We start from the raw sequence: 21,095 nt of genomic DNA on the forward strand, positions 1-21,095 counted from the left end.
CTATTAAAAATATTGAAAACAAAGTTCCCAAATCTAAAGCACATAAACCAAAACCAAATCATCCTTGAAATAATCAATATACATCACAAACATTATCAATTAAATAATTTTGCGAAATTTTTGCTAGATATTAACAGGGTAAAATAGTTAAATCATCATTTAATGTATAATGAGTTATACAAAATTAAAGTTTTTAATTATATTGTTGATTATTTTTATGGTGATTTTAAGATGGTGGATAGGTTACAATAAGTTGGACCATATTTATGTGGACTTTCAAATAAAATATAATTATGAAGAAAGTAGGAATATAAAAATGGGAAGAAATTCATCGGTGTATGAATTTAAAAAACAAATTGTTTTACTTTATCAAAATGGTAAAACCATTCTTGAAATTTTTAAGGAATATGGGATGTCAAAATCAGCCGTATATCAGTGAATTGAAAAATTAAATAATTCTGGATCTTTTAAAGCAAAAGATAACCGCACTGTTGAAGAAAATGAACTTGATTGCCTTGCGGAAAGAATTAATCCAATTACGAATGGAAAACGACATTTTAAATCAAGCGGCACTGATAATCGGCAAAAAATAGAAATTATTAACAATAATAAATAAAAATATTCCGTGCGAAAAATGGGTCAAATATTAAAGATAGCAAAATCAACATATTACTATCAAATTAATAAATACGCTACGGTTGATGTTAATAATTATGAACAAGAAGTTATCAGTCCATTTAATGATAGTCGCAAAATTTATGGAGCTCGTAAAATTAAAGCTATTTTAACCAGAAAAGATATTATCTTATCGCGAAGAAAAATTCGCCAAATTATGATTAAAAATCAGTTAGTATCTAAATACACCAAATTAAAATATCGTAATCATAAGTCAATGGTTAATAACGACGAAATTAGCAACGTTTTAAACCGTGAATTTAATAATAAACAACCAAATGAAGTTGTTGTTAGTGATTTAACATATGTTCAAGTTGGTGCTAAATGACATTATATTTGTTTATTAATTGACTTGTTTAATCGTGAAATAATTGGCTATAGTGCCGGGACAAACAAAACAGCCCAACTAGGACAAAAAGCCTTTTATTCAATTACAAGACAATTAAATCAAATTACGTTATTTCATACTGACCGGGGTAATGAATTTAAAAATAAAATCATTGATAATATCTTAAATACTTTTAACATCAAACGATCATTAAGCAATAAAGGCTGTCCATACGATAATGCTGTGGCTGAAACAACTTACAAAAGTTTTAAAACGGAATTTATCAAGGGGCAAAAATTTATAAATTTAACCCAATTAAAATACAAATTATTTGACTTTGTGGATTGATATAACAATATTCGAATTCACGGTAGTTTAAATTATTTAACACCCGTTGAATTTAGAAAACAACAGTCCATATAAAAAATGTCCTAAAAAGGGTTGCCAATCCAAGCAATTAAAATTTTTAAAAATGATTATTTTAAAGTTTAATTTAATTTTTTTATTTGTAATTTTTTTATTTTTGTTAGTATCGCAAGAAGTCTAATAAAACGGGAAATTACTTTACTAGATTGTCCTAGCAATGAAATTTGAATTAATAAATTTTATTGTTCATAATTTAAATGACTTCAATAAGTAAAATGATGACGAAAAGCATCAAAACTAGCCCGACATTTTTTGCATAAATATTTTTGTTTTCCTTCGGGATTATGGCCATTTTTAACACAATGATAAGATTTGCAATTAGGGCATTTAATACCTTTATCTCTAAATTTTTGATCAATTTCATTTAAGCGTTTTTGTTTTTTGATTAATTCTGCTTCTTTTTTAACTTTTTCATAAAATTCTAAAAATTGATCATCTGTTAAACTATTTATTAATTCTGCAAGTATTTTTTTCCATCAATTATTTACCTCTCTTTATATTAAAAATATACCTAATTTTAGATATATTTTATAAATATCAAGAGTTTTCGACAAAATTAAAGTATATTGACAATAAAATTAGAAGTAATACAATATAGCTAAGTAAGTGGTATATTATTCCACAATTTCTAAGATATTAATTAAAACCCTTAAATAATACATACGACCGGAAATTATTTGTTTTTAAAATTAGAATCTCTTAATTAAAAAAATAACTCATTGCAATGAATTCAACGAGTTATTTTTTTTCTTTATGTAAAATATGTTGATTACATTTTGAACAATATTTGTTAACTTCTAATTTTTCTTGTTGTTTCTTTTTATCACGTTTTGCAATGTAGTTTTCTTCCTTGCATTTTTCACAACGTAAAATTATTCCTTCACGCATTTGCTTATTCCTCTTTTCTGATTAAACATTCTTTTTTTCGAATTTTTACAACGAATATATCATGACAAAATAATTTAATTTTGTCAATATATTTTTCGGTTCTTTCCCCATTTTTTTAATTATCGCAGCGGAAAATCCGGATATCAAGGAGGATTAACAGAGTGGCTAAGACTAAAAACCCTAGCATGACACCTAAACTAATGCTTAGTTCTGTCGCTGATAAAATTATCTCCTTATAATATACTTTTTGCGATATTAACAAAAATAAAAAAATTACAAATAAAAAAATTAAATTAAACTTTAAAATAAGCATTTTTAAAAATTTTAATTGCTTTTTAAGCATAAATAATAAGATGCCGCAAGAAGTCTAATCTATAATTTTCAATTGTTATTATAAATAACACAAGAAGTTGATTGAAAATTAACTTTAAATAATAAAATCATTTTTTGTTGTGCCAAAATAATGCATCTCTTATAAAGGCTATAAGAATTAAATTAATAAGGAAAAAGGTAGACTGCACCCCGTTTAGTAAGTATTAATAAAAAGGTTTACAAACTTTCATTTATTATATCTTTTTCTTTTTGGTTTGAATATCATTTATTTCATTTTTTAACATCATTAATATATTCATTATGAGATTTATAATTTTTATTATGGGTTGTTCCTTTTTTAAGTAATGAATGAAAACTTTCAATAATAATGTTGTCTGCACAATGATAATTTTTACCCATTGAAATTATAATTTTGTTATCTAAACATTTACTATTATAATCTTTAGATGTATATTGATATCCGTGATCTGAATGAATTATTGTTTTATTTAGATCTTTTTTTATTTTTTTAATTTTATTAATTGCAGCATTTAAATTATCAATTACAAGTTTGTTATTATTAAATTTTGATCATTTTACATCAATAATTTCTTTAGTATATCCATCAATTATTGTTGATTGATAATGTTTTTTACCATTTCAAATTAAATAAGTTACATCAGTAAATAAAATTGAAAATCTTTCTTTAATATCATTAAAATTACGATTTACTAAATCAGGATATTTAATGATATTTTTATTTCTATTTTGTTTTATTAATATTTTTCTACGCATACGCTTTACATATTCAGCTTGAATATTATTTTCTTTCATAATTCGTAATACTTTCTTAGCATTATAAACAATGCCATAATCTTCTTTTAAATATTTGGTAATTCGACGATAACCAAATTGTTTCAAATTTTCTTCATAGACTTTTACAATATTTTTTAATGGTTCACTATCCTTACCATTACTTGAATAATTTTTATATTTATCTCAATAACTACGCTTTAAATCTGTTATATCAAGTAATAAATTTAGTGGATATTTATTAAGGTTTTCTTTGATAAAAAATACAATTTTTCTTTTATTTAATTGTAAAAGTCATGAAGCTTTTTTAGTAATTCATACCTAACTTTGTAATAGTTTAAATCTCTTTTTTCAAATGATTCTTTTTGACCTTTATTGGTGTTTAAAATTCCTTTCTTAAAATTTTCATACCATGAAGCAACAGTTTTTTTATTAATTGCATATTTTTTTGCAATAAAACTTATACTATTATTTTTAACCTCTTGTCCTATCATTTTTCGAAAATCTGCTGTATATTTATTAAATTTTTGTCCTTTTCTTGCCATATAAAAATGCACCTCCTTTAAAGTTAGCAAAGACTTTTTTTCTTTACTTACTTTTTTGGGTGCAGTCTACTTTTTTTAGCAATATTAGTTGAAAATATAACTACTAAAGTTATTAACGAAAATATTAGCCATTATTTATCAATTCTGCCAAATAATCTTGTTAAGACTATAACATTTGATCGTGGTAAAGAATTTGCTAATTGACAACAACTTGAAAAAAATTTAAATGTGAAAATTTATTTTGCTAATGCATATTCACCCTGACAAAGAGGTACTAATGAAAATACTAATGGTTTAATTAGAGAAAAATTTCCTAAAAAATTTAATTTTTCAAATACTACTAAAAATGCAGTTCATAAATTTATATTGTCTTTAAACCAAAGACCAAGAAAAATACTAAATTATCTTTCGCCAATCGAATATTTGGTTAGAAAAATAATTTAGTTGCACTTAACTTTACAATTTGGCATTATTATATTTTCAATAATTCACTGTTTTTGTAATCGTTTGGTATTAGTGGATTGAACAAAAATATTATTATTAGTATTAACCGCCATTTGAATACAACATTTAGTGTTAGTGGAAAATGGATCAAGATGAGTTTTTCGTTTATTAAATTTATTTTTAAAATTACCTTTATGGATTTCTTTAATAGACTTCTTGCGATACCTGATTATTTATGCTTAAAAAACTGGATAGGTTACAATAAGTTGGACCATATTTATGTGGACTTTCAAATAAAATATAATTATGAAGAAAGTAGGAATATAAAAATGGGAAGAAATTCATCGGTGTATGAATTTAAAAAACAAATTGTTTTACTTTATCAAAATGGTAAAACCATTCTTGAAATTTTTAAGGAATATGGGATGTCAAAATCATCCGTATATCAGTGAATTGAAAAATTTAATAATTCTGGATCTTTTAAAGCAAAAGATAACCACACTGTTGAAGAAAATGAACTGATTGCCTTGTGGAAAGAATTAATCCAATTACGAATGGAAAACGACATTTTAAAGCAAGCGGAACTGATAATCGGCAAAAAATAGAAATTATTAACAATAATAAAGAAAAATATTTCGTGCGAAAAATGGGTCAAATATTAAAGATAGCAAAATCAACATATTACTATCAAATTAATAAATACGCTACGGTTGATGTTAATAATTATGAACAAGAAGTTATCAGTCCATTTAATGATAGTCGCAAAATTTATGGATCTCGTAAAATTAAAGCTATTTTAACCAGAAAAGATATTATCTTATCGCGAAGAAAAATTCGCCAAATTATGATTAAAAATCAGTTAGTATCTAAATACAACAAATTAAAATATCGTAATCATAAGTCAATGGTTAATAACAACGAAATTAGCAACGTTTTAAACCATGAATTTAATAATAAACAACCAAATGAAGTTGTTGTTAGTGATTTAACATATGTTCAAGTTGGGTGCTAAATGACATTATATTTGTTTATTAATTGACTTGTTTAATCGTGAAATAATTGGCTATAGTGCCGGGACAAACAAAACAGCCCAACTAGGACAAAAAGCCTTTTATTCAATTACAAGACAATTAAATCAAATTACGTTATTTCATACTGACCGGGGTAATGAATTTAAAAATAAAATCATTGATAATATCTTAAATACTTTTAACATCAAACGATCATTAAGCAATAAAGGCTGTCCATACGATAATGCTGTGGCTGAAACAACTTACAAAAGTTTTAAAACGGAATTTATCAAGGGGCAAAAATTTATAAATTTAACCCAATTAAAATACAAATTATTTGACTTTGTGGATTGATATAACAATATTCGAATTCACGGTAGTTTAAATTATTTAACACCCGTTGAATTTAGAAAACAACAGTCCATATAAAAAATGTCCTAAAAAGGGTTGCCAATCCACTATGAAAAATGATAACTTTAAATTTCTTAATGATAAAGAATTATTACGATTAACAGGAATAAAACAAAATACTTTTAATAAAATGTTAGATATTTTAAAAAAAGCCGAGTTAAAAAAATTTAAAAAAGGCGGAAAAGCTAATAAATTATCATTAGAAAATCATTTATTAATGAATTTATCATATTAAAGAGAATACCGCACTTATTTTCATCTTGGCAAAAGTTTTGGCATTAGTGAGAGTAATTGTTATCGTAATATCAAATGAATTGAAAACACTTTAATTAAACACCCTGACTTTCAACAACTTGCTGGGCAAAAAACATTAATAAATAAATATTTTAATGATAAAACAATTATTATTGATGCAACCGAAACAGCCATCCAACGCCCAAAAAAAGACAAAAAAAATACTATTCCGAAAAAAAGAAAAAGCATACTATCAAAACACAAATAATCCTCGAAAAAGAAAGCAAAATTAAAGATAAAGTGTCCCAAATATATTTACAATTCAGAATATAATAAAATTATAATAGATTACCCCGCAATTTTCGCAATTTAAAAAACCACACAAAGAAAAGTGTAGACTGCACCCAAAAAAGTAAGTAAAGAAAAAAAGTCTTTGCTAAACTTTTAAAGGAGGTGCATTTTTATATGGCAAGAAAAGAACAAAAATTTAATAAATATACAGCAGATTTTCGAAAAAGGATAGGACAAGAGGTTAAAAATAATAGTATAAGTTTTATTGCAAAAAAATATGCAATTAATAAAAAAACTGTTGCTTCATGGTATGAAAATTTTAAGAAAGGGATTTTAAACACCAATAAAGGTCCAAAAGAATCATTTAAAAAAAGAGATTTAAACTATTACAAAGTTAGGTATGAATTACTAAAAAAGCTTCATGACTTTTACAATTAAATAAAAGAAAAATTGTATTTTTTATCAAAGAAAACCTTAATAAATATCCACTAAATTTATTACTTGATGTAACAGATTTAAAGCGTAGTTATTGAGATAAATATAAAAATTATTCAAGTACTGGTAAGGATAGCGAATCATTAAAGAATATTGTAAAAGTCTATGAAGAAAATTTAAAACAATTTGGTTATCGTCGAATTACCAAATATTTAAAAGAAGATTATGGCATTGTTTATAACGCTAAGAAAGTATTACGAATTATGAAAGAAAATAATATTCAAGCTGAATATGTAAAGCGTATGCGTAGAAAAATATTAATAAAACAAAATAGAAATAAAAATATCATTAAATATCCTGATTTAGTAAATCGTAATTTTAATGATATTAAAGAAAGATTTTCAATTTTATTTACTGATGTAACTTATTTAATTTGAAATGGTAAAAAACATTATCAATCAACAATAATTGATGGATATACTAAAGAAATTATTGATGTAAAATGATCAAAATTTAATAATAACAAACTTGTAATTGATAATTTAAATGCTGCAATTAATAAAATTAAAAAAATAAAAAAAGATCTAAATAAAACAATAATTCATTCAGATCACGGATATCAATATACATCTAAAGATTATAATAGTAAATGTTTAGATAACAAAATTATAATTTCAATGGGTAAAAATTATCATTGTGCAGACAACATTATTATTGAAAGTTTTCATTCATTACTTAAAAAAGGAACAATCCATAATAAAAATTATAAATCTCATAATGAATATATTAATGATGTTAAAAAATGAAATAAATGATATTCAAACCAAAAAGAAAAAGATATAATAAATAAAAGTTTGTAAACCTTTTTATTAATACTTACTAAACGGGGTGCAGTCTAGTGCACAGTTTCAGATAACTGAGAATTTTAATTAAAAAATGCTTTCATTTCATATTGAAGTGGTGGCATTTTTAAATTTAAAATTTTTCTTTTTTCATTATAATGAATTATATAATTATCTACAATATTTTTTACTTCTAAAATATTTTTACAGTGTGATAATTCTGAGTTCTCGGTTTTAAGAATTGAAAATCAATTTTCAATCGGTGAATTATCTAAACAATTGCCTCTTCTTGACATACTTATATTTATACCGTGTTTTTTTAATAATTTTTCATAAGCTTTTGAAGTGAAATGAATACCTTGATCAGAATTAATAGTTAATTCACCTTTGATTATTTTTCTTTTAATAATTGCTTCTTTGATACAATTATTTACTCAATTTACTGTTGGAGTTGTTGTTAAAGAATAATTTACTATTAAATTACTAAATAAATCCTTGATTGCAAATAAATATACTCATTCTGTGATTGTTTTAACATACGTAATATCAATTGATCACTTTTGATTAGTTTTTTCAGCTTTAAAATTACGTTTTAATAGATATTTATGTCGAATATGTTCATTTGTCATTTTTAAGAAATGATTAATTTTTTTTCTTGTTTTAATTCTTACACTAGAAATTCTATTAGCTAATTTCATATAACGATAAACTGTTGAATTCGACACATTAATTTTTTGCTCTTCCAAAGATAATTTAATTTGTCTGTGTCCTTTAATACTATTTTCTCTATGAATTGCTTTAATTATTTCATATATTGAATAATCAATATTTGGTTGATATTCATCACAATTTTTTGAATATTTATTTCAAGTATCATATGAAATTCTTAATTCTTTTAAATATCATGATAAAGTAATTTTTGAAACTTGCAATTCTGATTTAATAAAAGCAATTTGTTTTCTAATGTTTGTTTTTGTTTTTATCTTTGGAAGAGCTTCAAGCTTTTTTAAAACTTCATTCTCAGCTTTTATTCTTTCATTTTCTTTTTTTAATAAATAGTTTTCACGTTCTAAGGGGTTTTTAAACTTATTTAATTCAAAATCTTTTCGCTTTTTTCGTTCTTTTAGAATTTCTTTATTTTGTTGAAATTGATTTACTCATTTTGAAATAGTTGCTAAACTAATATGATATTCTTTTGCTATTTCACTATAAGATTTATTGTTAATTGAGTATTCATTAACAATTTTTTCTTTAAATTCAAAAGAATGATCTTTAGACCCTTTTATTTTACCTTTAGCCATATAAAAATGTTTCTCCTAACTTTATATATTAATAATAATCTAGAAAAATTTTTATTTATATATCTCAGTTAAAAGAAACATTGCACACACAAAGAAAAGTGTGGTTTTTTAAAATTATAATTATTATTTTTATTTGCTTTGGCTTCTAACCGTTGTTGTTTGATTAATGCTCGTTGCGTTTTTTTAATGCTGGCATAATCAAACGGATTCCCTTTTCTCTTTCCATCTTTAATATGTTTTCCAAAAATATTAATTTTTCAAATTCAATTTCTTTGTTTAAATCGCATAATATCTCCTTCCATTTTGGATATCAAACCCTATTGTTTTATCATACACAATAATTTCTTAATTTTCAATTTATCTTTAATTTTGTCGAAAACTCTTGATGATTTTTTTATTTTATCAAGAGTTTTCGACAAAATTAAAGATAAATTGAAAATTAAGAAATTATTTGGTTTTAAAATCCGCTTAAGTTAGAACTTCCGAACCAGTTGGGGTAATTAAAATCGTGTGTTCAAAATGCGCACTACATAATCCAATCGATGAAACTGGGGTTCAATTATCAGCTAACATTTTAATATCTTTTGTCCCAATTTGAACCATTGGTTCAATACAAATTGTCATTCTGGCTTGTAAACGCATACCCGTCCCCGCTGTTCCCACATTGGGAATCATTGGCTCTTCATGTAAGGCTAGGCCAATCCCATGACCGGTAAATTCGGTTGGTAAGAAAAAAACATCTCCTTCAACATAGGTTTGAATTGTCGCCCCAATATCCCCGATCCGAACCCCTGGTTTTAAAATTGCAATCGCTTTTGTCAAGGCTGTTTCAGTTACGGTTAATAACTTCTGATGTTCAGCACTACGCGGTTGACCAACAATGACGGTAAAAGCACCATCGCTATGATAACCTTGATACGAACAACCTGCATCAACGGAAACAAGATCCCCTGCCACAAATGGCTTATTATTCGGAATTCCATGCACTAACACTTCGTTTAAAGACACACAAATCGCCGCAGGAAAACCATACAACCCCTTAAAATTAGATTGACAATCATTTGCTAAAATAATTTCTTCCGCACGTTGGGTTAGCATTGCCCCCGTCATCCCTGGTTTAATCATCGCTCTTAATTCCTGATTAATTTGTTTCAATGTTGCACATGCTTTACGCATATAACTTATTTCCTGGTCAGTTTTAATTGTAATCATCGTTAACTTCCTTTCAATTTTTATTTTATCAAATAAAAAATAACGGTTGTTACCGTTATTTTTTGAGTTAGACTAATTCAATAATCACCATTGGAGCATTATCTCCTTTGCGATTATCTAATTTTAAAATGCGGGTATAACCACCATTCCGTGTTTTATATTTTTTGGCAATGGCATTAAATAATTTTTGTAAAGCGGTTTCTTTTTCATTCGCATCAATATCACGTAAAAAACTAGCAGCACGACGACGAGAGTGTAAATCTTGCCGTTTCCCTAAGGTTACTAATTTATCAACATGTCGACGTAACTCTTTAGCTCGTGTTTCTGTTACTTCTAAGCGTTCATTAATAATTAGATCGGTTGCTAAATTACGCATTAATCCATTTCTTCACGCCGTATTTTTTCCTCTTTTTTGTTGGTATGACATCCTCTTTCACCTTTCTTAATCACGTCGAAAGTGTAAACCTAATTGGACCACTTTTTCTTTAATTTCTGTTAATGATTTTTTTCCTAAATTTCTAATATCTTGAATTTCATCTTCTGATTTGGAAACTAAATCGCGTAAGGTATCAATTTTTGCTCTTTTTAAGCAATTTTGTGAACGTTGCGTAAACTCTAACTCATCAATACTACGACATAATTCATCTTCTTCCGCCTCTACTTCAGATGAAATAATTTGTGTTACTTTAATTGCTTCGTTTAAGTTAACAAAGAATTCTAAATGCTCAGTAATAACTTTTGCGGCCATTGCCACGGCATTAACCGGCGTAATTGAACTATCTGTTTGAATTTCTAATTCTAATTTTTCTAAATCAGCGTTTTTTCCAACTTTAGTTGGTTCAACACTATATGCAACACGTTGAATTGGACAATAATTTGAATCAATCACAATTAAGTCCGCATATTTTTTCTCTTTTTTATTATCCGTAAATGATTTATAACCGCGGGAATTACGCGCATGCAGTTCTAATTCTAACTCTCCATCCTTAGCAATAGTTGCTAATAATAAATCACCGTTAATAACTTCTACCCCTGTTGGCACAACTAAATCTTTAGCGTAAATTTCGCCTTCTTTGATCGAAACAGCCTTTAAGATTACTGATTCACCATCAGGAATAATATCTTGATTAATTTTTAATACTAAGTTTTTAATATTTAAAATTATTTTTGTAACATGTTCAACAACACCGGGAATAGCAGTAAATTCATGCGAGGCACCTTTAATTCGAATAGCAAAAACAGCGGCTCCTGGTGTTGCTGATAACAATGTGCGTCGTAACGCATTTCCTAACGTCACACCAAATCCTCGTTCTAACGGTTCAACTAAAAATTTTCCGTAATTATTTGCTTTATCTTCTGCCTGTAATTTAAATTCTGGTCTAATAAATTGTTTCATAGCCTAATTTTTCTCCTATCCTCTTGGTTTTTTTGGCGGACGTGCCCCATTATGAGGAATTGGTGTTACATCTTTAATTGAAGTTATTTCTAATCCAATTGCTTGAATACTACGTACGGCAGCATCACGGCCTGGTCCTGGTCCTTTTACTTCAACTTGAACACTACTCATGCCGTGTTCTTGACTTGCTTTACCGGCTGCTTCAGCAACCATTTGGGAAGCATAAGGAGTTGATTTCTTGCTCCCTTTAAAGCCCATTGCCCCAGCTGATGATCAAGAAATAACATTTCCTGCTTCATCAGATAAGATAACAATGGTATTATTAAAAGTTGAATGAATATGTGCAATCCCTTTTAGGACATTCTTTTTAACTTTTTTCTTATTCGTTTTTTTTCTAACATCCATAATTCTTCTCCTTATCTACTATTTTTTCTTATTAGCAACTGTTTTTCGTGGTCCCTTAACTGTTCGCGCATTTTGCTTTGACGATTGTCCGCGTGCTGGCAAATTTTTACGATGACGCATCCCACGATAACTACCAATTTCCATTAATCGTTTAATATTTAAGGCAACTTCACGTCGTAAGTCTCCTTCGGTTTTTAATTTGGTAATTTCATTCCTAATAGTTGTTAATTCATCTTCTGATAAATTTGTAACACGAGTATCTTCTGATATTTTTGCTTCTTTTAAAATTCGTTGTGATTGTTGTTTTCCAATTCCATAAATATATGTCAACGCAATTACCACGCGCTTATCATTTGGAATATCTACTCCGCCAATACGTGCCATGTTCTGTTCCTCCATTTCTTAACCTTGTCGTTGTTTATGTTTTGGCTGTAGACAAATTATCAGTACACGCCCTTTTCTTCTAATTACACGACATTTGTCGCAGATTTTTTTAACTGATGATCTTACTTTCATCGTGTATTCTCCTTTACCAACATTTTTTGTTATTTTATTTCTTAATTAATAGATTGTTTTTATTTATGTCTAAAAACAATCCGCCCACGTTCTAAATCATAAGGTGACATTTCAACAACTATTGTGTCCCCGGGTAAAATGCGAATGTAATTCATTCGCATTTTACCCGAAACGTGTGCTAAAATAGTTGCGCCATTTTCTAATTGCACCTTAAACTTCGTATTTGGTAATACTTCTAAAATTAATCCTTGTACTTCAATTAAATCAGTTTTGGCCATTTTATCTATTACCTCCAATCTTCGTTATTTTAAAACTGCCATAATCTGGCCTCAAACAGCAGGTCCCTCCATATCAGCATCAATAACGGTTAATACTTGCTGATGTAAATAGTATTCAATTAACGGGGCTGTATCAGCATGATATGCCGATAATCGAATTTTAATTTTCTCTTCGCTATCATCTTTGCGTTGGACTAATGGGGTTTGATCATCATCACAAACGCCAGCTACTTTTGGTGGCACCGCCGTTTTATGATATGTTCGTCCACAAGTCGGACAAGTTAAACGGCCCGTAATTCGCTCCACTAATTTTGTCTCATCAATTTCAAAATATAAGGTATGATCAACCTTACTATTTAACTTGTGTAATAATTGATCTAATTTTTCCGCCTGGGCAATTGTCCGCGGAAAACCATCTCAAATTAAATCCCCGGTTACTGTTTGTAAATTATTTTCAACCATTTGAATCATAATGTCATCGGGAACTAATTTCCCTTGTTCCGAATATTGCTGACACAAAATTCCCAAGAGGGTTTTCTGCGCAATATTATCCCGAATAATATCTCCTGTTGAAATGTGGGTAAAACCAAATGCTTTAATCAAATGGTCTGATTGGGTTCCTTTCCCACTCCCGGGAGCTCCTAACAAAATAAAATTTCGCATCAATTTTCCTCTGGCTTTCTATCATAAATATGAATTATTAGTATCATATGATAATTGTTGCGATTTTTTATCAATAAATGCTTGTTGCGTAATTCGTCCTTTAACTTGACGCATTGTCTCTAAAGCTACTGACACCATAATAATTAACCCTGTTCCTCCAATTGCTAACGCACTTGGTAAGGCCGTTAATTTACTAATAACATACGGTAAAATCGCGATTGCTGCTAAGAAGATTGACCCTAAAATACTTAAACGGTTAATTGTCCCCTTAATGTATTTTTCGGTTTCTTTCCCTGGTCGAACTCCTGGAATAAAGGTTCCGGATTTTTGGAAGTTCTCAGCAATTTTTTCTGGATTCATTTGAACTTGTGAATACAAGAATGTAAATAAAATTGTTAAAACAGCATAAATAATAATTCCTGGTCATGTCCCAAATGATAAATAATTATTTGTAAACTGGACAAAACCATTGTTTGGATTACTTATTCCAATAATCTGCGCCACTGTAATTGGTGCTGAGATTAACGCCGAGGCAAAAATTACGGGAATAACTCCAGCGGAATTAATTTTTAATGGTAAGAACGGGCGACTCTCTTCATCCCCAGATGCTAAACCACTTCCTGTTTGCTGAATTGGTAATTTACGTTCTGATTCATTTAACATTACTACAAATAAGACAACTAATAAGAACATAACCCCATAAACCAAGAATTTTAAAATTCCATCAAATAATAAATTAATATCTTCTTGTCCTGAAATTCAGAATTTAAAAGTTGTTTGTAAATTATTTGGTAATTGTGCTACGATTCCAGCAAAAATAATTAATGAAACCCCATTGCCAATTCCTCTAATTGTCATTTGATCAGCTGATCAAAGCATTAACATTGTTCCAGCAATTAATGCTGTTGGAATTAAAATGTAATAAAAAATGGGGCTTCCTGTTCCAAAGTCCGATGAATCTCATTTTGGTGAAATAATTCCTTGGTTTGCCATTGTAAAAATTGTAGCAATCCCTTGCATAATTGCAAACGGAATTGTTAATCATTTTGTTAAACGATCTAATTTTTTTCGACCACGTTCACCACTTTTGGTTCAACGTGATAAGGGCGGAATTACATCGGTTGATAATAACTGTACAATAATTGAAGCAGTAATATAAGGTGATACTCCTAAAGCTAAAATTGAAAACTTCCCAAGGGTTCCTCCCCCTAACATCGAAATCAAACTAAAGAATTGATCATTGTTTGATAAATCTTGAAAATCAGGTGAAATTCTGACCCCTGGCACTGTTAAATAACTTCCTAAACGAATTAAGACTAAAATCAATAAAGTAAAACAAATTCGTTTAATCAAATCTTTATTTTTAACAAAGAAATTTGAAGATTTAATAATATTAACCTTGCTATTATGGCAAGATGCTTTTCTCTTTTTCGCTTTAGTTTTCACTATATTACCTCCACTTTTCCTCCAGCTTTTTCAATTGCTGTTTTTGCAGTTTGTGAAACTTTGTTAACTTTAATATTAACAATCTTAGATATTGTACCATTACCTAAGATTTTAATTAATTGTTTTTCGTTTTTTAGCACTTTTTTGGCAACTAATGTTTGATGGTTAATTTCATTTAAGCCTAATTTTTCTAAATCACTTAAGTTTAACAATACATATGTTTTAGTTGTTAAGTTAGTAAAACCAACTTTTGGTAAACGATGGAAGATAGGGATTTGTCCCCCTTCAAAACCGGGGCGAACACCGCCACCAGTACGAGCATTTTGCCCTTTATGTCCTTTTCCCGATGTTTTTCCTAATCCTGATGAAGTTCCGCGTCCTAAGCGTTTTTTACTATGACGCGCTCCAGCGGTATAATGTAACTCGTTTAATTTCATTGTTTTGTCCTCTTATCCTTGTAATTCTTTTAGTGACTTACCACGTAATTTTGCAATTTGGTCAATTGTTCGTAAATTACGTAAACCATCTAACGTTGCACGAATCATATTAATTGTGGTATTTGATCCTAAAGATTTTGTATAAACATCTGTTAATCCCGCTAATTCAATTACAGCCCGTGCTGGCCCACCAGCAATAACCCCTGTCCCTTTGCGTGCTGGTTTAATTAGCACTTTGCCAGCACCAAAATGACCAATAACTTCATGGGGAACAGTTGTTCCAACTAGAGGAACTTTAACTAACTGTTTCTTTGCCTCTTTAATTGCCTTTTTAATTGCATCAGGAACTTCGTTTGCTTTCCCAGTGCCAAAACCAACACGACCTTTTTTATCACCAATTACCACAACTGCTGCAAAACGGAAGTGACGTCCTCCCTTTGTTACTTTAGTAACACGACGAATTGTAACAACTTTCTCTTCAAACATATTATCATCACCACGACGATCATTATTACGTTCAAAGCGTTGGTTTCCTTGACGAGGATTATTGCATGCAAAATTTCCTTTTACCGGTGGTTTATCGACTGGACTTCCTGACTTTGATTTTAAATCTGTTTTATTTTCTGTCATATTTCCTTATTGCTCCTTTTAAAATTTCAATCCTGCTTCACGGGCAGCTTCTGCAAATGCTTTTACTTTTCCATGGTATAAATATCCACCACGATCAAATACTACGGTTGTAACTTTTTTTTCAAGTGCTTTTTTCGCAATTTCGGTTCCAACTTTTTCCGCTGCAGCGATATTGCTTGTTGATTTTAAACCGGCCATTTTTAATGTTGAGGCCGCAACAATTGTTTTTTGCTTTACATCATCAATTAATTGGGCGTAGAAATGACCATTCGATTTAAAAACATTTAAACGAGGAATTGCGGTTGTACCATTAATTTTGGCACGAACACGAAAATGTCTTCTTTTTCGTTTCGCACTACGACTTTGACTTTGTAAATTTGCCATTGTTGTGATTCCTTTCTTCTGCTATTTACCAGCAGATTTTCCTTCTTTACGGATAATGTGTTCGTTTTTGTATTTAACTCCTTTACCTTTATAAGGCTCTGGTTTACGATAATTTCTGATGTTTACTGCTACTTCCCCAATTAATTGTTTTGAAATTCCTTCAACAACAATTTGTGTTGGTTTTGGAAGAGTAATGGTAATTCCGGCTGGAATTTTATATTCAATTGGATGTGAATATCCTAAACTTAACGTTAGTTTATCGCCAGCCAATGCTGCCCGATATCCAACTCCGTTAATTTCTAATTCTTTTTTGAAACCTTTGCTGACACCTTCTAACATTCCTTGAATTAAAGAATTAATTGTGCCATGTAATTGCTTACTATGTTTCACATCATTTGCTCTGGTTGTTGTCACAACGCCTTCTCCTGTTTTAACTGTAATAACACTTGGAATTGCTTGCTCTAATTGCCCTTTTGTGCCTTTAACGATAACATTATTTGATTGAATTTTTACTTCAACACCACCTGGAATTTTTAACTCTCTATTACCAATTCGAGACATTTTCTTGCTCTCCTTTAAATATTCTATCAAACATAAGCAATAACTTCCCCACCTAAGTGAGCTTGTTTTGCTGCTTTGTCTGTCATAATTCCTTGGTTAGTTGAAATAATTGCAATTCCCATCTCATTTAAAACTTTAGGTACTTTTTCAACGGTTACATAAACTCTTAATCCTGGTTTTGAGATTCGTTTTAATCCTGAAATAACTTTTATTTTTCCTTTATATTTTAAAGTTAACGTTAAGTCTTTTTTAATATCTCCTGATACTTTAAATTCTTCGACATAGCCTTCTTTTTTCAAAATCTCAGCAATTCTTACTTTCATTTTACTTGACGGCATTTTTACACTTTTGTGTAAACGTTGATTGGCATTGCGAATTCTTGTTAACATATCAGCGATTGTATCAATCATCATAATTAATTAGTTTTTCTTTCTATCATGAAGCTTTTCTAACTCCAGGAATTTGTCCATTATATGCTAATTCTTTAAAGCATACACGACATAAATCGAATTTACGTATCACAGCATGAGGACGTCCACATTTTCCACAACGAGTATAACCTCTTACCTTGAATTTTGGATGGCATTGTTGTTTAATTTTTAATGATTTTTTGGCCATATCTTCTTTCCTCCTATTTTTTAAATGGCATTCCCATTTTACCTAATAATGCGAGAGCATCGGCATTATTAGTGGCACTTGTGACAATTGTAATATCCATTCCCCGTACTCTTTTAACTTTATCATAGTCAATTTCAGGGAAAATGATTTGTTCTTTAATTCCTAAGGTATAATTCCCACGCCCATCAAAAGCGTTATTATTAAGTCCTCGGAAATCTCTTATCCGTGGCAAGGCAATGTTAATTAGTTTATCTAAAAACTGATACATTTTTTTCCCACGTAAGGTAACTTTTGCGCCAATTGGCATTCCTTCACGTAATTTGAAAGAAGCAATTGAACCTTTTGCTTTTGTAATAACTGGATGTAATCCAGTTATTAATGCTAATTCATTAGTAATATCTTCGATTACTTTACTATTTTGTGTTGCATCACCAGCTCCCGTGTTAACAACAATTTTTTGAACAACAGGAACTTGCATAATTGATTGAAAACCTTGCTCTTTGAATAATTCTTTAACAATGGTATTTTTATATTTTTTTTCTAAATTAACAGTCATTATTTAAACATTATTCCTTTCTTTACGCTAAATGTGCTTTTGATTTCCGAGCAATTCGAACTTTTTTTCCGTTATCAGCAATTTGATAACTGATTTTCGTAATTTCTTTTTTGTTTTTTGGATCAATTAATGCAACATTTGAAATATGAACTGAGGCCGGAACTTGTTGAATTCCTCCTTCAGTATTATTTTGAGAAGGTTTTACATGTTTAACATTTGTAATTCCTTCAATTATCACACGATTTTTTTCGCGTAAGACACGAATGATTGGACCTTCTGTCCCCTTATGTTTTCCAGCTACGACTTTTACTAAGTCACCTTTTTTAAATTTAACTTTATTCATCTCGTAGCCTCTCTATAATACTTCTGGTGCTAGGGAAGCAATTTTTGCAAAACCAGCATCCTTAACTTCACGGGCAATTGGCCCAAAAATTCGTGTTCCTCGTGGGTTTTTATCATCTTTAATTAATACTACGGCATTTTCTGAAAATTGAATTTGTGTTCCATCGTTTCGTTTTAATCCGCGTTTAGTGCGAACAATGACCGCTTTAACAACTTGTCCTTTTTTGACAATTCCGCCAGGGGTTGCTTTTTTAATTGTACATACAACAATATCCCCAATATTAGTAAACTTTCGTCATGAACCACCCAAATTTTTAATTACTAACACTTCTTTTGCACCAGAGTTATCAGCAACTTTTAATCTTGATTCTTGTTGGATCATTTTTTATTATCCTCTTCTTCTTAACCAATTGCTTTTTCGACAACTTCGATTAAACGAAAGTGTTTAGTTTTTGATAAAGGGCGCGTTTCCATAATGCTTACTTTATCTCCAATATGTGCTTGGTTTTGTTCATCGTGGGCTAAATATTTTTTTGAATATTTAACACGTTTTTTATATAACGGGTGATTTTTGTATGTCTCAACTAAAACATTAATTGTTTTTTCAGTTTTGTCTGAAATAACACGTCCTTGTAGGACTTTACGACTATTTCTTTCCATTATTTTTTTCCTATACCTTTCTTAGCTGTTTTGTCAACGGCTTTTTTTGTTGTTTTACCAGCGGTTAAAATTTTATCACGATTTTCTTTTCGATTTTCTCCGTATGTATATTCTTTGACATTTGGATCTTTTGTTTTTAAATCTAAATCAATTTTAACATTTGACCCACGCCCTTTGGCAGTGTCCATTCCAACAACTGAACTTTTGATTGCTGCTAATTTTTCTTTTGCATTAAGTTCGGTTGCTTTTTTAACAGTCTTTGTTGACTCTGCTTTTTTTTCATCATGGAGTACTTCAATTTCTGCTTTATCAGCGTATTTTTTAAGTTCTAGAACTTTTTTTGGCACTGATGGTTCTGCTTTTGCTGTTACTGGTTTTTTCTCCACAATAGCTTTTTTCTCAGCAGCAGTTAAAAATACTGCTGGTTTCTTGTCCACTACAGGAGCTGGTTGCTCTCTCTTCGGACTTGATTCGTCGACTGCTGCTGACGCTGTTAGATCCATTGCGTCTGTTAATGGTAAGTCCATTAAATTTGGCATTTGTCCATCAGCAGCTTGTTGTTCAGCCATCATTTGTTCATTTTTTTCTTTGTGTTGTTTCGCAAAAGCTTGTGATTCTTTTTCAATTTTCGCATATGTTTCACTTAAATTAATTTTGATATTAATTTCAGTATTTTCACCAGCATTTTTACGAGTAGATAAGATTGTTAAAATTCAAGCAATTTGTTTTTTTAATTCTCCAATGCGATGGGGTTTTTCTAAATTCCCCATTGCTGATTGAAATCTTAACGCAAATAATTCAGCTCGTGACTCTTCTTCAAGTTTTTTCAACTCTTCAACTGATTTTTTATTTAAATCATTCATCTTAGTCTTCTCCTTTTTTAACAATCTTACATTTCACTGGTAATTTATGCATTGCTAATCGTAATGCTTCACGGGCAATTTCTTCCGAAACTCCTGCTACTTCAAACATTACTGTTTCCGTTTTAACTATTGCTACTCATTCTTCAGGTGAACCTTTTCCTGAACCCATCCGTACTTCTAATGGTTTTTTTGTTTTTGCCATATGGGGGAAAATTCTAATTCATACTTTCCCTCAACGTTTCATATAACGAGTCATAGCAATCCGTGCCGCTTCAATTTGACGGTTGGTAATTCAAGCTCCCTCTAGTGATTTTAATCCAAATTCTCCAAAATCTACTTTCGTATTTCCTTTTGCTTTTCCTTCGTACTTAATACGATGCGGACGACGATACTTTGTTCTTTTTGGTAATAACATTATTTTGCCTCCTTAGCAGCAGGATGTGATTTTGGTCCTTGATTACGACTATTATTGTTTGAACGATTAAAATCTCTTCTTTCAAACTTTGGTTTTTCATCACTAGTGGATACTAATTCTTTGCTCAAGATTTCTCCTTTACAAATTCAAACTTTAACTCCGATTTGACCATAGGTTGTTAAAGCTTCTACTAATACATAATCAATATCACTACGTAAAGTTGCCAATGGCACTGTTCCTTCGGTATATCCCTCTGTTCGCGCCATATCGACCCCTCCTAAACGTCCTGATACTGAAGTTTTAATTCCTTGTGCTCCAGCTTTCATTGCCTTTTTAATGGCTATCTTTTGCACACTTCTAAATGATGCACGATTAACAATTTGTTCCGCAATTGTATTTGCGACTAATTGGGCATCAGTATCGGGGTTTTTAATTTCAACAACATTAATTTTTATTTCCATTTTACGATCGCCAATTGTAACATGTACTAATTTTACTAATTTAGCGATGTTTTTTTCTTCTTGTCCTAAGACAACACCAACACGAGCAGTTCTGATAAAGATAACAATTTCTTTTTTTGTGCGCTCAATTTCAATTTTAGAAACACTTGCTCCTTTTAATTCTTTCATTAGAGCTTTTCTAATCTTGATATCTTGATGCAATCATTTAACATATTCTTGCTTTTCGGCGTATCATCTTGAATCTCATGTTTTAATAACTCCAACTCGTAATCCTGTTGGACTAACTTTTTGACCCAT

At 29.6% G+C, this 21,095-nt stretch carries 32 protein-coding genes and 4 pseudogenes; 8 read left to right on the top strand and 28 right to left on the bottom strand.

Annotation, left to right across the window (positions count from 1 at the left end; translation table 4 throughout):
• The first annotated feature begins 316 nt into the window (after window positions 1–316).
• Window positions 317–1,426 (top strand): annotated as a pseudogene (locus ACQH23_RS09535) (IS3 family transposase).
• Between the two features lie 182 nt (window positions 1,427–1,608).
• Here ACQH23_RS09535 and ACQH23_RS09540 read toward each other — a convergent pair.
• From ACQH23_RS09540 to ACQH23_RS09555, 4 genes are all read right to left on the bottom strand, one after another.
• Entirely contained in the window at window positions 1,609–1,896 is a 288-nt protein-coding gene (locus tag ACQH23_RS09540) for an IS1/IS1595 family N-terminal zinc-binding domain-containing protein (protein WP_425379337.1), read from the bottom strand.
• Window positions 1,897–2,167: 271 nt separating this feature from the next.
• Window positions 2,168–2,317 carry a 50S ribosomal protein L33 gene (rpmG, locus tag ACQH23_RS09545; RefSeq protein ID WP_425378148.1) on the bottom strand — a complete coding sequence of 50 codons (150 nt, stop codon included), beginning with the start codon at window positions 2,315–2,317 and terminating at the stop codon, window positions 2,168–2,170.
• 549 nt (window positions 2,318–2,866) lie between these two features.
• Window positions 2,867–3,550: a DDE-type integrase/transposase/recombinase gene (locus ACQH23_RS09550; protein ID WP_425378149.1), complete on the bottom strand. Its 684-nt coding sequence runs from the start codon at window positions 3,548–3,550 to the stop codon at window positions 2,867–2,869.
• Between the two features lie 173 nt (window positions 3,551–3,723).
• The gene (locus ACQH23_RS09555; RefSeq protein ID WP_425378150.1) at window positions 3,724–3,987 is read right to left on the bottom strand and encodes a transposase family protein; all 264 of its coding nucleotides are present in this window, start codon (window positions 3,985–3,987) and stop codon (window positions 3,724–3,726) included.
• Between the two features lie 123 nt (window positions 3,988–4,110).
• Here ACQH23_RS09555 and ACQH23_RS09560 point away from each other — a divergent pair, with 123 nt between their 5' ends.
• From ACQH23_RS09560 to ACQH23_RS09590, 7 genes and pseudogenes are all read left to right on the top strand, one after another.
• Complete coding sequence (locus ACQH23_RS09560) at window positions 4,111–4,431, top strand: IS30 family transposase (RefSeq protein WP_425379333.1); 321 nt, start codon at window positions 4,111–4,113, stop codon at window positions 4,429–4,431.
• A 329-nt stretch (window positions 4,432–4,760) separates the two neighbouring features.
• Window positions 4,761–5,870 (top strand): annotated as a pseudogene (locus ACQH23_RS09565) (IS3 family transposase).
• Between the two features lie 31 nt (window positions 5,871–5,901).
• Window positions 5,902–6,087 carry a hypothetical protein gene (locus tag ACQH23_RS09570; RefSeq protein ID WP_425378151.1) on the top strand — a complete coding sequence of 62 codons (186 nt, stop codon included), beginning with the start codon at window positions 5,902–5,904 and terminating at the stop codon, window positions 6,085–6,087.
• 33 nt (window positions 6,088–6,120) lie between these two features.
• Window positions 6,121–6,354: pseudogene (locus tag ACQH23_RS09575) on the top strand (IS5/IS1182 family transposase); the annotation flags it as partial.
• A 197-nt stretch (window positions 6,355–6,551) separates the two neighbouring features.
• A complete protein-coding gene (locus ACQH23_RS09580) occupies window positions 6,552–6,815 on the top strand; it encodes a hypothetical protein (RefSeq protein WP_425378152.1) in 264 nt (87 codons plus the stop codon).
• 173 nt (window positions 6,816–6,988) lie between these two features.
• A pseudogene (locus ACQH23_RS09585) lies at window positions 6,989–7,054 on the top strand (hypothetical protein); the annotation flags it as partial.
• A gap of 21 nt (window positions 7,055–7,075) precedes the next feature.
• The gene (locus ACQH23_RS09590; RefSeq protein ID WP_425377849.1) at window positions 7,076–7,672 is read left to right on the top strand and encodes a DDE-type integrase/transposase/recombinase; all 597 of its coding nucleotides are present in this window, start codon (window positions 7,076–7,078) and stop codon (window positions 7,670–7,672) included.
• Between the two features lie 65 nt (window positions 7,673–7,737).
• On the opposite strand, the gene ACQH23_RS09595 is transcribed toward ACQH23_RS09590, so the two are convergent.
• The 24 genes from ACQH23_RS09595 to rpsC all read right to left on the bottom strand — a co-directional run bounded on the left by ACQH23_RS09595 (window position 7,738) and on the right by rpsC (window position 21,095).
• On the bottom strand, window positions 7,738–8,955 hold the full coding sequence (locus ACQH23_RS09595) for an IS3 family transposase (RefSeq protein WP_425378142.1): 1,218 nt from the start codon (window positions 8,953–8,955) through the stop codon (window positions 7,738–7,740).
• Between the two features lie 68 nt (window positions 8,956–9,023).
• Window positions 9,024–9,257 (bottom strand): hypothetical protein, encoded by a 234-nt coding sequence (locus tag ACQH23_RS09600; RefSeq protein ID WP_425378153.1) that lies wholly within the window; start codon window positions 9,255–9,257, stop codon window positions 9,024–9,026.
• Between the two features lie 166 nt (window positions 9,258–9,423).
• Window positions 9,424–10,167, bottom strand: a complete 744-nt coding sequence (gene map / locus ACQH23_RS09605; protein ID WP_425378154.1) for a type I methionyl aminopeptidase — start codon at window positions 10,165–10,167, stop codon at window positions 9,424–9,426.
• A 67-nt stretch (window positions 10,168–10,234) separates the two neighbouring features.
• Entirely contained in the window at window positions 10,235–10,594 is a 360-nt protein-coding gene (rplQ, locus tag ACQH23_RS09610) for a 50S ribosomal protein L17 (RefSeq protein WP_425378155.1), read from the bottom strand.
• A gap of 15 nt (window positions 10,595–10,609) precedes the next feature.
• Window positions 10,610–11,563 (bottom strand): DNA-directed RNA polymerase subunit alpha, encoded by a 954-nt coding sequence (locus tag ACQH23_RS09615; RefSeq protein WP_425378156.1) that lies wholly within the window; start codon window positions 11,561–11,563, stop codon window positions 10,610–10,612.
• 15 nt (window positions 11,564–11,578) lie between these two features.
• Window positions 11,579–11,968, bottom strand: coding sequence for a 30S ribosomal protein S11 (gene rpsK, locus ACQH23_RS09620; protein WP_425378157.1), 390 nt, complete (start codon window positions 11,966–11,968; stop codon window positions 11,579–11,581).
• Window positions 11,969–11,986: 18 nt separating this feature from the next.
• Window positions 11,987–12,352 (bottom strand): 30S ribosomal protein S13, encoded by a 366-nt coding sequence (gene rpsM / locus ACQH23_RS09625; protein ID WP_425378158.1) that lies wholly within the window; start codon window positions 12,350–12,352, stop codon window positions 11,987–11,989.
• Between the two features lie 18 nt (window positions 12,353–12,370).
• Window positions 12,371–12,484 (bottom strand): 50S ribosomal protein L36, encoded by a 114-nt coding sequence (rpmJ, locus tag ACQH23_RS09630; RefSeq protein ID WP_425378159.1) that lies wholly within the window; start codon window positions 12,482–12,484, stop codon window positions 12,371–12,373.
• 59 nt (window positions 12,485–12,543) lie between these two features.
• Window positions 12,544–12,762, bottom strand: coding sequence for a translation initiation factor IF-1 (gene infA, locus ACQH23_RS09635; protein WP_425378160.1), 219 nt, complete (start codon window positions 12,760–12,762; stop codon window positions 12,544–12,546).
• Window positions 12,763–12,786: 24 nt separating this feature from the next.
• Window positions 12,787–13,425 carry an adenylate kinase gene (locus tag ACQH23_RS09640; RefSeq protein WP_425379338.1) on the bottom strand — a complete coding sequence of 213 codons (639 nt, stop codon included), beginning with the start codon at window positions 13,423–13,425 and terminating at the stop codon, window positions 12,787–12,789.
• 18 nt (window positions 13,426–13,443) lie between these two features.
• Window positions 13,444–14,871, bottom strand: coding sequence for a preprotein translocase subunit SecY (gene secY / locus ACQH23_RS09645; RefSeq protein ID WP_425378161.1), 1,428 nt, complete (start codon window positions 14,869–14,871; stop codon window positions 13,444–13,446).
• Window positions 14,871–15,308, bottom strand: coding sequence for a 50S ribosomal protein L15 (gene rplO, locus ACQH23_RS09650; protein ID WP_425378162.1), 438 nt, complete (start codon window positions 15,306–15,308; stop codon window positions 14,871–14,873). Before rplO ends, secY begins: the two co-directional genes overlap by 1 nt.
• Window positions 15,309–15,320: 12 nt before the next feature.
• On the bottom strand, window positions 15,321–15,794 hold the full coding sequence (gene rpsE / locus ACQH23_RS09655; RefSeq protein WP_425379339.1) for a 30S ribosomal protein S5: 474 nt from the start codon (window positions 15,792–15,794) through the stop codon (window positions 15,321–15,323).
• A 162-nt stretch (window positions 15,795–15,956) separates the two neighbouring features.
• Window positions 15,957–16,322, bottom strand: a complete 366-nt coding sequence (gene rplR, locus ACQH23_RS09660) for a 50S ribosomal protein L18 (RefSeq protein WP_425378163.1) — start codon at window positions 16,320–16,322, stop codon at window positions 15,957–15,959.
• Window positions 16,323–16,343: 21 nt separating this feature from the next.
• Window positions 16,344–16,883, bottom strand: coding sequence for a 50S ribosomal protein L6 (gene rplF / locus ACQH23_RS09665; protein ID WP_425378164.1), 540 nt, complete (start codon window positions 16,881–16,883; stop codon window positions 16,344–16,346).
• Between the two features lie 23 nt (window positions 16,884–16,906).
• Complete coding sequence (rpsH, locus tag ACQH23_RS09670) at window positions 16,907–17,296, bottom strand: 30S ribosomal protein S8 (protein WP_425378165.1); 390 nt, start codon at window positions 17,294–17,296, stop codon at window positions 16,907–16,909.
• A 19-nt stretch (window positions 17,297–17,315) separates the two neighbouring features.
• Window positions 17,316–17,501 carry a type Z 30S ribosomal protein S14 gene (locus ACQH23_RS09675; RefSeq protein WP_425378166.1) on the bottom strand — a complete coding sequence of 62 codons (186 nt, stop codon included), beginning with the start codon at window positions 17,499–17,501 and terminating at the stop codon, window positions 17,316–17,318.
• Window positions 17,502–17,514: 13 nt separating this feature from the next.
• Window positions 17,515–18,057: a 50S ribosomal protein L5 gene (rplE, locus tag ACQH23_RS09680; RefSeq protein ID WP_425378167.1), complete on the bottom strand. Its 543-nt coding sequence runs from the start codon at window positions 18,055–18,057 to the stop codon at window positions 17,515–17,517.
• 22 nt (window positions 18,058–18,079) lie between these two features.
• A complete protein-coding gene (gene rplX, locus ACQH23_RS09685) occupies window positions 18,080–18,400 on the bottom strand; it encodes a 50S ribosomal protein L24 (RefSeq protein WP_425378168.1) in 321 nt (106 codons plus the stop codon).
• A gap of 12 nt (window positions 18,401–18,412) precedes the next feature.
• Window positions 18,413–18,781, bottom strand: a complete 369-nt coding sequence (gene rplN / locus ACQH23_RS09690) for a 50S ribosomal protein L14 (protein ID WP_425378169.1) — start codon at window positions 18,779–18,781, stop codon at window positions 18,413–18,415.
• 20 nt (window positions 18,782–18,801) lie between these two features.
• Window positions 18,802–19,062: a 30S ribosomal protein S17 gene (rpsQ, locus tag ACQH23_RS09695; RefSeq protein ID WP_425379340.1), complete on the bottom strand. Its 261-nt coding sequence runs from the start codon at window positions 19,060–19,062 to the stop codon at window positions 18,802–18,804.
• Complete coding sequence (gene rpmC, locus ACQH23_RS09700; RefSeq protein ID WP_425378170.1) at window positions 19,059–19,922, bottom strand: 50S ribosomal protein L29; 864 nt, start codon at window positions 19,920–19,922, stop codon at window positions 19,059–19,061. The genes rpsQ and rpmC overlap by 4 nt, the downstream gene beginning before the upstream one ends.
• 1 nt (window position 19,923) lies before the next feature.
• Window positions 19,924–20,337 (bottom strand): 50S ribosomal protein L16, encoded by a 414-nt coding sequence (gene rplP, locus ACQH23_RS09705; RefSeq protein ID WP_425378171.1) that lies wholly within the window; start codon window positions 20,335–20,337, stop codon window positions 19,924–19,926.
• Window positions 20,337–21,095: a 30S ribosomal protein S3 gene (gene rpsC, locus ACQH23_RS09710; RefSeq protein ID WP_425378172.1), complete on the bottom strand. Its 759-nt coding sequence runs from the start codon at window positions 21,093–21,095 to the stop codon at window positions 20,337–20,339. Before rpsC ends, rplP begins: the two co-directional genes overlap by 1 nt.

Origin of the sequence: Spiroplasma endosymbiont of Polydrusus pterygomalis (assembly GCF_964030635.1) — a bacterium.
In the GTDB taxonomy this organism is placed as follows: Bacteria; Bacillota_I; Bacilli_A; order Mycoplasmatales; family Mycoplasmataceae; genus Spiroplasma.